This is a genomic window from Chryseobacterium sp. PCH239 (assembly GCF_018924625.1).
Taxonomy (GTDB): domain Bacteria; phylum Bacteroidota; class Bacteroidia; order Flavobacteriales; family Weeksellaceae; genus Chryseobacterium; species Chryseobacterium cucumeris.
Window position 1 is genome coordinate 1,829,239 of record NZ_CP073027.1, and the last position, 13,596, is coordinate 1,842,834.

Sequence of the window (13,596 nt, forward strand, 5' to 3'; positions counted from 1 at the left end):
AAATAATCTGTTTTTAGTCTTTACGTTACATTGACTCCAAAAATATGCCCCACAAATGCTGTAATTCCCATCGCCACGGTTCCCCAGAAACAAATCCTCAATACAGCTATTTTAATACTGGAACCTCCTGCTCTGGCAGAGATTGCCCCTAAAAGCATTAAAAATATAATTGAAAAGCCATATTGGAAATACACCATTTCTTTAAGAGGAGCCAAAAGAGACACCAAAAATGGCAATAAGGCTCCCACCGCAAATGAGCCGAATGAAGCCATTGCTGCTACCAAAGGTTTAGCCTGCGTTATTTCATTAATTCCGAGTTCATCACGGGCATGTGCTCCCAAAGCATCGTGCTCTGTAAGTTCAATAGCTACCTGCATGGCTGTTTCTTTAGTACAACCTCTTTTTTCATATACTTTGGCCAATTCTCTGAGCTCTATTTCGGGCATTTCTTCAAGCTCGCGTTTTTCACGGAGTAAATCTGCTTTTTCTGTATCCTCCTGAGAACTTACAGAAACATATTCACCCGCTGCCATAGACATTGCCCCGGCAATCATCCCTGCTAATGCAGCAAGAATAATGATATGACGCTCCGGCTCTGCAGCCGCAACTCCTATAACGATACTTGTAGTAGATAACAAACCGTCATTCGCGCCCAATACCGCTGCACGAAGCCAGCCTACCCTGTTTACATAATGTTTCTCCAGTGGATGATACATAACTTTTATTTTGGTGGTAGGTTAAAGTTACCCAATATTTCATCAAGAATCATTTTAAATTATATTCATTCTTATAGGCATAGTTTTCTTCCGTGACAGTATGTAATACGCTATAAATCAAAATATACCGTTATAAAGCATCACCATTCTGTTCAGAAAATCCTATTTTCTTATCTTTGCGGCAATGAATTTATTATACATCAACTGGGATATTAATCCCGAAATCGTCAATATCTTAGGACTTCCCATAAAATATTACGGATTATTATTCCTTGCGGGACTTGTTTTATCACTCAATATTTTAAAAAGAATTTATAAAAAAGAAGGTCTCAGCACTCAGGCACATGAGGCTTTATTCTCCTATGCCCTGATCGGAATTCTGGTGGGTGCAAGGCTGGGACACTGCCTTTTTTACGATTTTGATTATTATTCACAGTATCCGCTTGAAATATTTTTACCGATTCAGAAAGGGCCGGATGGTGTCTATCATTTTACGGGATTTGCAGGTCTTGCCAGTCATGGTGGCGGTATAGGTCTGGTCATTATGCTTCTCATCTATGCAAGAAAATACTCTATCCCGTTCATGACGGTTCTGGATGCTATAGCAATTGTACTTCCGTTGGGTGGTACTTTCATCAGACTGGCTAATCTTATGAATTCTGAAATTATAGGAATTCCTACTGATGTTCCATGGGCTTTTATATTCCGTCAGGTGGATGATCTTCCGAGACATCCTGCCCAGCTTTATGAGGCCATCTCTTATTTTATTATTTTCCTTGCGGTGTATTTTACTTATAAGAAGAATATTTTTAAGATCGGAAAAGGATTTTATTTCGGAATAAGCATTCTGCTGATCTTCATTATGAGAATCCTGATTGAATTTATCAAGGTGGATCAGGTAGAATTCGAACATGGAATGAGCTTAAATATGGGACAGCTTCTGAGTATTCCATTTGTTCTTCTCGGATTATTCTTTATGATCAAAAGTATACTGGAGAAAGGAAAGGTTAAAACCACTTGATTTCCTTATTTCTTTTACCATAAAAAAGCTCACTGAAAGTTGTTTTCAGTGAGTTTCTTTTTTAAATGGAATTACAAATACTATCTTGTTGTGTATCCGCCGTTGGCAAATATCGTCTGCCCGGTAATCCACCAGCCTTCTGTTACCAGGAATTCTACCAGCGGAGCGATGTCTTTAATATCGGTAAGACCTCCCAATGCGGATGCAGACTTATGATAAGCGACCGCATCGTCAGTTTCCTGCCCGTAAAAGAAAGGAGTATCCATAGGACCTGGCGCTACTGCCGTTACAGAGATACCTCTTGCTCCAAATTCCTTGGAAGCCGCTCTTGTAAAATGCTCTACCGGTGCTTTTGCTCCTGCATACGTAGAATACAATCCTGTGTACGCTGCCAGCAATGAAGTAACAATCGTACAGATTTTTCCGTGATTGTTTAGTTTTTTACCCGCTTCCTGTAAAAAGAAATACGCAGATTTCGAGTTTACATTGAACATGGTGTCATATTCAGCCTCCGTCGTTTCGGAAAATGGCTTTTTAAGTACCATCCCTACAGTATTGATTGCAATATCAATTCCTCCGAAGCGGGAAATAGTTTCGTCAAAAAACTTCGTGATATGATCTACTTTGGTAAGATCTCCCTGAAATAAAAATGCTTCAGCTCCTAAAGCCTGCACTTCAGCCAGTGTTTTTTCGCTTTCGGCTTTTGAACTTTCGCTGTTGTAATGGATGGCCAGCTTTGCCCCCTTGGATGCAAAATCTCTGCTTAAGAGTCCTCCTAAATTTTTACCTCCTCCAGCAATTAAAACAACTTTTCCTTGTACATTTTGTGTTGACATGTTTTTATATTTAAATATTAATGAGACAAAGATCAATAATAAAAACCGCCTCAACATGGTGAAATTTTCGGGAATTTCTATTTATTATTTTTAAACCAAAAGAAAAATGTTTATTATTTTATGTAAACAATAGTTTTTAATAGAATGTTATTTACCAACCAGATACGCTTTGGCACATGCCATTTCTGTTAAACACTTTTGTATAATTCACAAACACGCATCAATTTTAGGCATAACATTTGATACCTTCCTCCCGTATCACGCACCACCACTTCATTTTTAATATATTTTTTTATAATCCTCAGGTTTCTGAGGATTTTTTTATACAATTATCACAACTTACTTTATACTCTTCCTACAGATATAAAGTGTCACTTAAAACCATTTCTGATAATCAATCATTTAAATCCTGATTATTCATTTTATTGTTGTATATTTGCATATTATAAACCAAGTCTTTACTTTGTTTTCTGTAACGACCCGAATATTTTTTATTCAGTCTTTGCCTTTTGAGCAGCCATCTTTTTAACTTTTATTCTTCTATTAAAGAACAATACTTGTCGGAATTTTAAAGCTCTGTATGATTGGGATTATCCAGGACAGAAAACATAGCCAGGCTTTATAGGGGTCTAACAGACCAGTTTGAACTCATTAATTTATAGAAACTAAATACTAAAAATAATTTATGGCAGATTCTTTTTCTAAAAAGGAAAATTTCAAGAAAAAAATTCAAAAGCAAAAAGAAAAGGCGCTAAGACGCGAAGAACGTAAAACGAACAACAACAAAGGAGCAGAAGATGTCTTCATGTATGTAGACGAATTCGGAAGATTAACATCTACTCCACCTGAACAAAGACAGGAAGTAAATCTTGATGACATTCAATTGGGTGCTGCACCTATCATTGAGGAAGATCCAAGAAAAACAGGAATTGTTACTTTCCTGAGTGAAAAAGGATATGGTTTCATTACGGAAGATAATTCCAAAGAAAACATTTTCTTCCACAATAACAACTGTGCAGAGCCGGTGAAAAAAGGAAATAAGGTATCTTTTGAAAAAGAGAAATCTCCTAAAGGATTTTCTGCTGTTGAAATTCAGCTTGTTAAATAATATGTACTTATAAAGTGTTTCTGCCCTGAAAGCAGATTCATTTTAAACCATATACAAAGAGACTGCCCATTAGGACAGTCTCTTTTTTTAGGGACATATAAAAAAAGTTAACTCAACTTATAAAAGTTAGATTGTATGCAAGATCCTGGAATTATTTCAATTATCATTACGGGAATCCGTAGAATCCTATAAAACATAAAAGAAGCTGCCTAAAGAGACAGCTTCCTTCATCGTAAAAAAAGTAAAAATTAATCCAGTTTCCCTCCCAGTGCTTTAAACAGCAGGACGTTATTTCTGGTATTCTGATGCTGAAACTGCAGTAAATCCAGTTCAGCAGTTAATTTGCTCTTCTGAGAATTGATCAGTTCAAAATAATTAGCATATCCTGTGAGATACAGATCGTTGGAAACCTCAACACCACGGTCAAGGAAACCAACTTCTTCTGATTTAAGCTTTAAGACACGCTCATAGATCTTAGTCTGTTTCAAAATAGACTGAAGTTCATTAAAAGCAGTGGTAATACTTTTCTGATAGTTTAAAAAAGCAATTTCCTGTTCTTTGCTGGCTACCTTAAATTCATATTTCAGCTGTCCTTTATTGAAAACAGGAACCATTAATCCTCCCAACAGCTGCCCGGCAAGAGAACTTGGTTTGAAAAATGTTTCCACAGAAAAAGAATTCAATCCGAAACCTGCTCCCAGATCAATTTTAGGATAAAAAGCAGCTCTTGCTGCCTTCGCATCAGCCTGAGAAGCTTCCAGAACATAATAATTGGCAGCAACATCCGGTCTGGAATGAATCACATTTTCTACATTAATGGTTTTATTCAAGACTTCCATATTGGTAGGCATCAGTATTTTTCCGCGTTTTACCTCTCCACCGTAGCTTCCTGTTAAAGTAGTGATTGCCTGTTCTACCGTAACAATTTCTACTCTGATATGTTCAATCTCTGCCAGCCAGTTGTTATTCTGAGCTTTGAACTGCTGAACTGCCAATTCCGTGGCTTTTCCCACTTCACGCTGAGCCAGAACAATTTCAAAGGCTCTTTGCTGAAGTTTATAGTTTTTCTGATAAATCGCAAGACGGTTATCTAAAGCAACCAGCTGATAATAGAGATTCGCAATATCCGTGAAAAGCTCTACTTGCAGCAACCTCAATCCTTCCGTTGAAGCAAGATATTTCTTCTGAGCAGCAATCTTTTTATTTTTCAGCTTTCCCCAGGCGTCAATTTCCCAGCTGCTTCTTGCTCCCAGCCAGTAATTTGGAGTAAAATCCCGGTTAATTTTCTGATTTTCCGTAATATTAGGGGAAAGATTGGTATCATAGTTTCCAACGCCTTCCATTGTATATTTTCCGTAGTGGTCACCGGAAGCCTGTACTCCCACTTCAAGAGATGGCAATAGATCCATCTTTGACCTTTGAAGGAAACTGTTGGCAATCTCCACTCTTTGCTGGGCAATCTGAAAATCAGGATTAGCCTGAACTACTTTATCGAAAAGTTCAAGCAGGTTTGGATCTGTAAAATAAGCTTTCAGGTTGATCTGCTGGAATTCATCCGGAGATTTATTTTTATCAGCTTTAAGAATCTCTTCAGGTAATTCCTGAGCTTTTTTCAACTCCGTTACTTTGGGAACAGCACACGAAACCAGGCTCAGTGACGCTATTCCATACAATATATTTCTATGATTTAATCTTTTCATCTTTCTTCTTATTTTCAAGTTTTGCAAAGAATATATACAGTCCCGGAATCACGACCAGTCCGAAGATCGTTCCTATCAGCATTCCTCCTGCTGCTGCCGTACCGATAGAACGGTTACCGATGGCTCCGGCTCCTGATGCAATACATAGAGGAATAAGCCCTGCTACAAATGCAAAAGAAGTCATCAGAATTGGCCTCAGACGTTGCCTTGCGCCTTCAATAGCTGCCGGAACAATATCAAATCCCTGTTTGTTTCTTGCTACCGCAAATTCTACGATCAGGATGGCATTTTTTGCCAGAAGACCGATCAGCATGACTAATGCTACCTGTGCATAAATATTATTATCCAGCCCTGCAGCCACCAATGCAATGTAAGATCCGAAAATTCCTGTCGGAAGACTTAATAATACAGGCATCGGAAGAAGGAAGCTTTCATATTGTGCTGCTAATAAAAGATACACAAATAAAAGACAGATCGCGAAGATATAAACGGTTTGGTTGCCTGATAAGATTTCTTCTCTTGTCATCCCCGACCATTCAATATCGAATCCTCTTGGCAGGGTTTCTTTGGCTACACGTTCTACCGCTTCAATGGCATCTCCGGAACTGTAACCGTCCGCGGGCTCTCCGTTGATCATCGCAGACATATACATATTGTACCTTGTCAGTACTTCAGGGCCATATACCTTCTCGATAGTGATGAAAGTTGAGAAAGGAACCATTTCACCTTTATCATTTTTTAGATATAAATTCAGAATGCTTTCCGGGGTATCTCTGTGTTCCGGACTCGCCTGGACCATTACTTTATACATCTGGCTGAAGCGGATAAAATTCGTGGCATAATAAGATCCCAACATGGTCTGTAGGGTAGACATGGCGTTGTCTACCGATACTCCTTTCTTCGCTGCCATATCATAATCTACATTGATCATGTATTGCGGGAAAGTAGCATCAAAGCTGGTAAAGTTGTTCTGCAGTTCAGGAGCTTCGTTTAATTTCTTAACAAAATCCTTCGTGATCTTATCTGTATTTTCAATCGTTCCTCCGGTTCTGTCCAGCAGACGCAATTCAAAACCGCTGGTATTACCGAACCCCGGAACCGTTGGTGGTGCAAAAATCTCAATCTGCGCATCTGCAATGCTTTTTGTTTTGTCTGAAAGTTCTGAGATCAGATCATTCACTGAAATACTCCTTTCTTTCCAGTCTTTAAGGTTAATCATCGCCATTCCGTAAGAAGAACCTGCAATTTCAGTTACGATGCTGTACCCTGCAAGCGTGGTCACGTTTTCCACTCCTTTGATCTTCTTGGCAATAACGGTAACTTCATCCAGTACTTTTTCTGTTCTTTCTACTGTTGCTCCCTGTGGAGTCGTTACACTTACATACACCATTCCTTGGTCTTCCATTGGAATAAATCCGGTCGGCAGGAATTTGCTGGTCACGAAAGTAAGTCCGACAAATAAAAACAGCAGTCCGAAAGTTACCGTAGTTCTTGTAGCAAATTTTGATAAAATACCTACATAGCCATTTGTCAGTCTTTCAAAACCAGTATTGAAACTCTGGAAAGCCCTGTCGATGATCGTTTTCTTCTTATTGTGGTCATGAGGTTTTAAAATAATAGCACAAAGTGCCGGAGTAAGTGTCAATGCATTCACCCCAGAAATCACGATACTGATGGCCAGCGTTAATGAAAACTGACGGTAAAATACACCCACCGGGCCATCCAGGAAAGCTACAGGAATAAATACAGCAGACATTACGATCGTAATCGCTACTACAGCTCCTGCAATTTCTTTAGTGGCACTGATGGTGGCATCCATCGCATTCATTCCTTCTTCCATTTTCACGTGAACGGCTTCAACGACGACAATGGCATTATCAACCACAATTCCGATGGCCAGAACCAATGCAAACAATGTTAAAAGGTTCACAGAGAAATCCAGCATATTCATGAACGCAAAAGTTCCTACCAATGCTACCGGTACAGCCAGTACAGGAATTAATGTGGAACGCCAGTCCTGAAGGAAGATAAATACTACAATTCCTACCAGAATAAAGGCTTCAATAAGGGTTGTCAGTACTGCACTGATGGAAGCATCCAGGAATCGGGAAACATCATAAGCCATGTTATACTCCATTCCGGGAGGGAAAGAGGTAACTTTTAATTCTTCCATTTTTGCTTTTACGCTTTCGATCACTTCGGAAGCATTGGAACCGGGACGTTGTTTCATCATAATCGACGCAGAAGGTCTTCCGTCTGTTTTGGAAACCATTCCGTAGTTCATGGCTCCGAATTCCACTTTAGCAATGTCTTTAAGCTTTAAAATAGTTCCATCCACGTCAGATCTGATAGGAACTTCTTCATATTGCTTAGGCTCAAAAAACTTTCCCTTATATTTGATTACATACTGAAGCTGACTGGAGGTTTTACCAGAGGTTTCACCTACTTTTCCAGGCGCAGCGGAAATATTCTGTTTTTGCAGGGAAGTGATTACCTCATCTGCTGAAATATTATAAGCTGCCATTTTCTGAGGATCCAGCCAAACTCTCATGGAGTACTCTTTCTGCCCCATAATTTCAGCACGCCCTACTCCATCAATACGTTTCAGCTCCTGAAGGACGTTGATATCCGTAAAGTTATAAATGAACTGTTCATCCTGGCTCGGATCTGCACTGGTGATGTTAAGGTACATCAGCATACTGTTCACCTCTTTTTCAGTAGTTACTCCGGCTCTGATTACCTCTTCGGGAAGTTCATCAAGAATAGTCGTTACTCTGTTCTGAACGTTTACTGCAGCCACATCAGGATCTGTTCCTACTTCAAAGAACACCTGAATAAGGGTAAGACCGTCATTGGAGGTTACCGTGGACATGTACGTCATCCCCGGCACTCCATTGATCGCACGTTCCAAAGGCAGCGCTACCGCATTGGCAGACACTTCGGCATTCGCTCCTGTATATTTTGCTGTAACGGTTACTGAAGGCGGTACAATATCGGGAAACTGAGTGATTGGCATTTTCAGCAACGCCATAATTCCCAGCAATACAAATAATATGGAAATAACCAACGAAAGAACCTTTCGTCTTATAAACATTTCTACCATAGTTAGTTGATTTAAAGATTATGAAAGGTTAATACTTCTTTTTGATTTTGATAATATCACCATCTTTCAAAGACTGAGTCCCTTCATAAATGATTAAATCTCCTTTTTTAAGCCCGCTTTCTACCATATAAGAATCTCTTAAAGTAGTTCCGATCTTAATGTTGGTCATTTTCACTTTATTCTGTTTATCTACCACAAAAACATAGGTTTTATCCTGAATGGAAAAGGTAGATTTTTGTGGAATAAGGATCGCATTATTCTGTTGCTCAGAAATGATAAGTTTCCCAGAAGTACCGTGTTTGATCAAACGGTCCGGATTCGGGAAAAGCACTTTATAACGAATAGAACCTGTGGTTCTGTCTATTTCCCCTTCTGCTGTTTTCAAAGCTCCGTTGAACTGATAATTAACTCCATTAGGCAACGTCAATTCAATTTTTTGATGATTTCCGATCTTATCATTAGCTAAAAGCTCAAAATATAAGTTTTCAGGAATGGAGAAATAGGCATACACTTCGTTCAGTTGGGACAGTGTGGTTAACAATGTTCCATTTTCCACCAAACTTCCGTCTTTATGGGGAATTACATCAATTACTCCATCAAAAGGTGCTGTAATTCTTGTAAAGCTTATTTTCTGAAGAACGGTTCTTTTTTCTGCATCGGCAAAGGCATGTTTTGCTTTTGCAGAAGATAGTTTAGCCTTTACCATTTCCAGTTCGTTGTTTGCAACAAATTTTTTAGCATGAAGACTCTGAATCTGCTTCAATTCTACTTCTGCAATACGAACATCTGCTTCAGTCTGTTTTAAAGCTGCATTTGCTTTCAGGAGTTCCATCTGAAGTTCGGCATCATTAATTTTAAATAAAGCCTGTCCCTGATGGACAAATTGTCCCTCATTTACATAAATATGCTGTATAATACCTCCGATTCTGGAGCGCATTTCAACATTTTTTTTAGCCTGGATATCAGTAACAAACTGGTTGCTCACCAAGGTGTCTTTTTCCTTGATTTCCAGCACGGGAACTTCTTTGTCTTTCTGATTGTCTTTTTGCTTGTCTTTACTGCATGACACAGCGAATAATGTTGCAAGAATGCAAATTATTACGTTTTTAAAATACATTTTTAAATGTTTAAGTTATAAGATTTCCGTAAAAATGATTTGGTATTCAGAAACTTAAACCTAGTACAGCTGGAGGAGATGGAGAAAAGATTTAACGCCACAAATAATAGAAATTGCGATCTCAGGAAGCGTAACTTTGGGAATAGCTTTTAAAATTCCTGAAAAATCTGCAATGGCAGTATCGTTTTTTTTGACAGAATGTTTTACAATTTTGGCAGCCGCAGGCAATGCATGCGTATTCATATCTGCCTCTTCGTAAACATCCAGAACATGAATGTTGGTTACAGGAGGAACATGAGGGATATTTCTCAATGATTTTTCCGCCCAATTCGAATTGAAAAGGGAAAAAACCAGTATGATATAGAATAAGAAAAATGACCTCAGACTTGCCATGTCAACCAGAACACATTAGTTTTTAAGTAAAAAACGATAGTTTGGCAAAATTAGGAATTTTTACCGGAAAATTCGGCCATTGAACTGTTAAAAAAACTTAAACAATGGATGAATAATCTTATTTATTTGTATTGGGATTCCTACGGAATGACAAATAGAATGCAAAGTCTATTCATGCAGTCTGTAATTCCGTAGGAATCTAATTGGAATCGTTAAAGTTTCGGCTAAAGCCAGTGGAATTTGGGTTATCGTTTTTAAACGGGCTCCCTTCATCTAAGCTCAGGATGATAAACCGTTTCTATTGAATATCTAGAACAGTTTACTCAATATTCTGAAACGATAATCAAAGATATGTTCCAGTTTCTTTTTCACGAAAAGACCGTGGGCAATTTCACCTAAAAATCCCATGGGAAGTTCATAGTCTATAGTATCCTTCATCAATACGCCTTCTTCATTGGAAATAAATTCATGATAGTGGTTCCATAGTTTGTACGGACCTTTTTTCTGAAAATCAATGAAACTTTTCTGAAAATCTACGTGGGTGATCTCCGTCTGCCACTTCATTTTGATACCGAATAATGGAGAAACATAATAATCGATGAGCATTCCTTCAAAGATTTCATCATCTTCCATTTCCGTTAATACGACGAAGCCCATATCCTTCGGAGTAATTTCTGAAAGATTGTTTGCGGAGGAAAAGAACTTCCAGGCGGTTTCTATATCACAATTGAGCTGTTGTTCACGGAAAAGAGTATGCTTCATAAGACCGGATCAGTTTATCTGATTGTTGTGAAACAAATGTATGACAAAGATTTAATTATAGATCCACATCAGTACTGGTTTTCCCGATTTCTGAATCATCGGATCAATTTCTTTCATGGCATTGTTGGAAACAGTCGGGCAGCCCCATCCTTCGGGAGATCCGTCAGGAAACACTTCCTCATCGCTCATAAGATCCCAGGAATGAAAGACAATATATCTTTTTAAAGCATTGCTGTTGGTTTCTTCAAGGCCGTGCATAAGGTATTTTATATTGATTCCCCAATCGCTGTAGCCTCTTCCTTCCAATTTATACTTTCCTAAAGATGAAAGGTGGCTTCCATCTTCATTGCTGAAACCCGGATTGGCTTTAGAATTATCTTTACTCCAGGAATTGGAACCGCAACCATGCCCTACCAGATATTTTTTAGTAATCTTATTATTCTTAAAATCCCAGACAAAAAAACGGTTAACGCCGGAGTGAAGGCTCATATCAATGAGAATACAGAAATCTTTGCTGAGGTTCTTTGAAGCACAGAATTTCAGGGCTTCTTCTGCTTTTATTTTTAATTTAGAAAAATCAGCTTCAGGTTTCTTTTCTGCAACTACTGATGTTTCTACCGTTCTTATTGTATTATTTCTCCTTTCCTGAGAACATGAACAGATCCAAAAGATGGTGAAAAACCAAAAAACCTTTTTCATATTTTATTTATAATGCTGAAAGATTCCGAAATCAGAAGGAGTCCAAAGTGCGGCTTTTTGCCCTGCTGCCTTCAAAGCGTTATTTGACCAGGTGTTGCAGGTATACAGAAAGCTGTAAGTCCCTTTTGCATCATAAAAAGCATCGTTATCACCGTAAACAGCATTGGTAGGGATCAGCATAAAATTTCCGTTCTGATCTCTGTCAAATTTATCTTCCACATATTTCACCAGATTTTCATACTGACTTCTGCTAATCATAATCATTTTACAGTCATCGCCTTCTTTCATCGTATTATAATAAGTACAGTGCATAGCTGAATCACTTAGCCAGAATGCAGCTTTTATAGCTGTTGAAAATTTCAGGTCTGCCCACGTAGGTGTATCAAGATAAAAACCTTTATCTCCCCATCCTATCCCTATATACTGATAGTCTGTTCTTTTTGATTTTGTATTGGCAAAAGGAATTTTCCGGCTCCAGTCCTGCAAATCGTTTTTCACAGGCATTACAATATCGGTATGCACTCCGTTGGTATAAATGTAGATTGGAATTTCTTTCTTTTGTCCATCATTTTTTGCGGAAACAGGAATATAGGGAATCAACAACCCAAGGATGACATAAATAATCACAATCCCTAAAATAATTCCTATCACTTTCAGGAGATACATAAATATTGTTTTCACAGTCATGTTTTTTAATAAAATTTAATCTTTAATTTTTAGTAAAAGTATTTGTTTTAATCGAAAAATTAGCTATATTTAGTTACGAAATATTCACAAATATGCGTAAAAATACTAAATCCCAAAAAAGGTTTAAAGTAAGAGTAAAAACTGCTCCTAAAAGAATACAAAAAAGACGTTGATTTTCGGTGAGATTCTGATCTCCTGAAAATCAATTTTTCTTTATAGGAAAGGCTTTTTAAGAAACTTATTAATGTAAATCTTCACCTCCTTAAAGCGAAAAATTTAAGGAATGGTCGACCATCAGCTCTGGTTTGGAACTTCAAAAAATTCCAAAAGAGGGATTGTCACCAAAAGTTCAGAGAAAACTCAGTCAGAAGATTTCTGTAAAAACTCAATATTTCTTTTGAGTCCTGTAAATTTAGTACGTTTTACGGGAGACTTTCTAAAGATTTCTGAGAAAATTTCCTGAGTAAGTTCCTTCCATTCTCCTTTTTTGAAGTTTTTCAACGCTTCATTGGGTTGGAAGCGGCTCTGTTTGTTAGGCGCTGAGAACCTGTTCCAGGGACAAACATCCTGACAGATATCGCAGCCAAACATCCAGTCTTCCATTTTATCTTTAAAATAATCCGGGATTTCGCTTTTGAGTTCTATGGTTGCATAGGAAATGCAGCGGCTTCCATCTATAATTTTTTCAGAAACAATGGCATCTGTAGGACAGGCATCGATACATTTTCTGCAGCTTCCACAATGATCTGTAGTGGCGTGGTCAGGAATCAGCTCCAGATCGCAGATGATTTCGGCCAGAAAATAAAAAGAACCGCTTTGTTTGGTAATGAGGTTGGCATTTTTCCCTACCCAGCCTATTCCTGATTTTTTAGCCCACGCTCTTTCCAAAACCGGCGCAGAATCTACAAAGACACGAAATCCAAATTCCCCTATTTCTTCCTGCAGCTCTGCAACCATTTCACGGAGTATTTCTTTGATTACTTCATGATAGTCTTCTGCATAAGCATATTTTGAGATTTTAAAGTTCTCCAGCGTTGAAATTTTTTCTTCAGGAAAGTAGTTGTAAGAAAGTGAAATCACAGATTTTGAACCTTCTACCAATAGTCTCGGATCAAGTCTTTTGTCGAAATGATTTTCCATATACTTCATTTCGCCGTTGTAATTATTCTTCAGCCATTTTTCAAGATGAGGAGCTTCTTCCTCGAGAAAATCAGCTTTGGAAATGCCACAACTCTGGAATCCAAAACTTTTTGCCTTGGACTTTATGAGTTGGGAATATTTTTCAGCGTCTGCATTCATTAATTTCACACTGCAAAATTAAGATTATTTTATCAATCTTCAGATTTATGCCAAAGTACCTCCCACGAATGGTTCTTTCTGAAAAAATTATGTTTTAATTAGGATTTTTTTCAAAAAAAAATACGTAATTTCGTTTCTAATTTAATGTTTAAACC

12 protein-coding genes are annotated in these 13,596 nt (G+C 38.0%); 2 read left to right on the forward strand and 10 right to left on the reverse strand.

Annotated features, from left to right (window positions below; all coding sequences use genetic code 11):
* Positions 1 to 20: 20 nt before the first annotated feature.
* Positions 21 to 716, reverse strand: coding sequence for a VIT family protein (locus KBP46_RS08280; RefSeq protein ID WP_216445112.1), 696 nt, complete (start codon positions 714 to 716; stop codon positions 21 to 23).
* A 184-nt stretch (positions 717 to 900) separates the two neighbouring features.
* Between KBP46_RS08280 and lgt the strand changes: the two genes are divergently transcribed.
* Positions 901 to 1,737 (forward strand): prolipoprotein diacylglyceryl transferase, encoded by an 837-nt coding sequence (lgt, locus tag KBP46_RS08285; RefSeq protein ID WP_216445113.1) that lies wholly within the window; start codon positions 901 to 903, stop codon positions 1,735 to 1,737.
* Positions 1,738 to 1,817: 80 nt separating this feature from the next.
* Here lgt and KBP46_RS08290 read toward each other — a convergent pair whose 3' ends face one another.
* Positions 1,818 to 2,573: an SDR family oxidoreductase gene (locus KBP46_RS08290; protein WP_062676348.1), complete on the reverse strand. Its 756-nt coding sequence runs from the start codon at positions 2,571 to 2,573 to the stop codon at positions 1,818 to 1,820.
* A 685-nt stretch (positions 2,574 to 3,258) separates the two neighbouring features.
* Here KBP46_RS08290 and KBP46_RS08295 point away from each other — a divergent pair.
* A complete protein-coding gene (locus KBP46_RS08295; protein WP_047432903.1) occupies positions 3,259 to 3,681 on the forward strand; it encodes a cold shock domain-containing protein in 423 nt (140 codons plus the stop codon).
* A 248-nt stretch (positions 3,682 to 3,929) separates the two neighbouring features.
* Here KBP46_RS08295 and KBP46_RS08300 read toward each other — a convergent pair whose 3' ends face one another.
* The 8 genes from KBP46_RS08300 to queG all read right to left on the reverse strand — a co-directional run bounded on the left by KBP46_RS08300 (position 3,930) and on the right by queG (position 13,441).
* Entirely contained in the window at positions 3,930 to 5,381 is a 1,452-nt protein-coding gene (locus KBP46_RS08300; RefSeq protein ID WP_123278137.1) for a TolC family protein, read from the reverse strand.
* A complete protein-coding gene (locus tag KBP46_RS08305) occupies positions 5,362 to 8,484 on the reverse strand; it encodes an efflux RND transporter permease subunit (protein WP_062676350.1) in 3,123 nt (1,040 codons plus the stop codon). Before KBP46_RS08305 ends, KBP46_RS08300 begins: the two co-directional genes overlap by 20 nt.
* Positions 8,485 to 8,512: 28 nt before the next feature.
* Positions 8,513 to 9,601 (reverse strand): efflux RND transporter periplasmic adaptor subunit, encoded by a 1,089-nt coding sequence (locus tag KBP46_RS08310; RefSeq protein ID WP_062676351.1) that lies wholly within the window; start codon positions 9,599 to 9,601, stop codon positions 8,513 to 8,515.
* A 60-nt stretch (positions 9,602 to 9,661) separates the two neighbouring features.
* Positions 9,662 to 9,913: a hypothetical protein gene (locus KBP46_RS08315; RefSeq protein WP_131797565.1), complete on the reverse strand. Its 252-nt coding sequence runs from the start codon at positions 9,911 to 9,913 to the stop codon at positions 9,662 to 9,664.
* Positions 9,914 to 10,303: 390 nt separating this feature from the next.
* The gene (locus tag KBP46_RS08320) at positions 10,304 to 10,756 is read right to left on the reverse strand and encodes an SRPBCC family protein (protein ID WP_216445114.1); all 453 of its coding nucleotides are present in this window, start codon (positions 10,754 to 10,756) and stop codon (positions 10,304 to 10,306) included.
* A gap of 51 nt (positions 10,757 to 10,807) precedes the next feature.
* On the reverse strand, positions 10,808 to 11,455 hold the full coding sequence (locus tag KBP46_RS08325; protein WP_120233019.1) for a murein L,D-transpeptidase catalytic domain-containing protein: 648 nt from the start codon (positions 11,453 to 11,455) through the stop codon (positions 10,808 to 10,810).
* A gap of 3 nt (positions 11,456 to 11,458) precedes the next feature.
* Positions 11,459 to 12,142, reverse strand: coding sequence for a TIGR02117 family protein (locus tag KBP46_RS08330; protein WP_123278140.1), 684 nt, complete (start codon positions 12,140 to 12,142; stop codon positions 11,459 to 11,461).
* Between the two features lie 360 nt (positions 12,143 to 12,502).
* Positions 12,503 to 13,441, reverse strand: a complete 939-nt coding sequence (queG, locus tag KBP46_RS08335) for a tRNA epoxyqueuosine(34) reductase QueG (RefSeq protein WP_123278141.1) — start codon at positions 13,439 to 13,441, stop codon at positions 12,503 to 12,505.
* Between the last annotated feature and the right edge of the window lie 155 nt (positions 13,442 to 13,596).

Excerpts from the sequence above, each read along its gene's own strand:
- KBP46_RS08305 (WP_062676350.1), bottom strand. The coding sequence starts at position 8,484 with ATGGTAGAAATGTTTATAAGACGAAAGGTTCTTTCGTTGGTTATTTCC.
- KBP46_RS08325 (WP_120233019.1), bottom strand. The coding sequence starts at position 11,455 with ATGAAAAAGGTTTTTTGGTTTTTCACCATCTTTTGGATCTGTTCATGT.
- lgt (WP_216445113.1), top strand. The coding sequence starts at position 901 with ATGAATTTATTATACATCAACTGGGATATTAATCCCGAAATCGTCAAT.
- KBP46_RS08290 (WP_062676348.1), bottom strand. The coding sequence starts at position 2,573 with ATGTCAACACAAAATGTACAAGGAAAAGTTGTTTTAATTGCTGGAGGA.
- KBP46_RS08300 (WP_123278137.1), bottom strand. The coding sequence starts at position 5,381 with ATGAAAAGATTAAATCATAGAAATATATTGTATGGAATAGCGTCACTG.
- KBP46_RS08295 (WP_047432903.1), top strand. The coding sequence starts at position 3,259 with ATGGCAGATTCTTTTTCTAAAAAGGAAAATTTCAAGAAAAAAATTCAA.
- KBP46_RS08320 (WP_216445114.1), bottom strand. The coding sequence starts at position 10,756 with ATGAAGCATACTCTTTTCCGTGAACAACAGCTCAATTGTGATATAGAA.
- KBP46_RS08330 (WP_123278140.1), bottom strand. The coding sequence starts at position 12,142 with ATGACTGTGAAAACAATATTTATGTATCTCCTGAAAGTGATAGGAATT.
- KBP46_RS08280 (WP_216445112.1), bottom strand. The coding sequence starts at position 716 with ATGTATCATCCACTGGAGAAACATTATGTAAACAGGGTAGGCTGGCTT.
- queG (WP_123278141.1), bottom strand. The coding sequence starts at position 13,441 with ATGAATGCAGACGCTGAAAAATATTCCCAACTCATAAAGTCCAAGGCA.
- KBP46_RS08310 (WP_062676351.1), bottom strand. The coding sequence starts at position 9,601 with ATGTATTTTAAAAACGTAATAATTTGCATTCTTGCAACATTATTCGCT.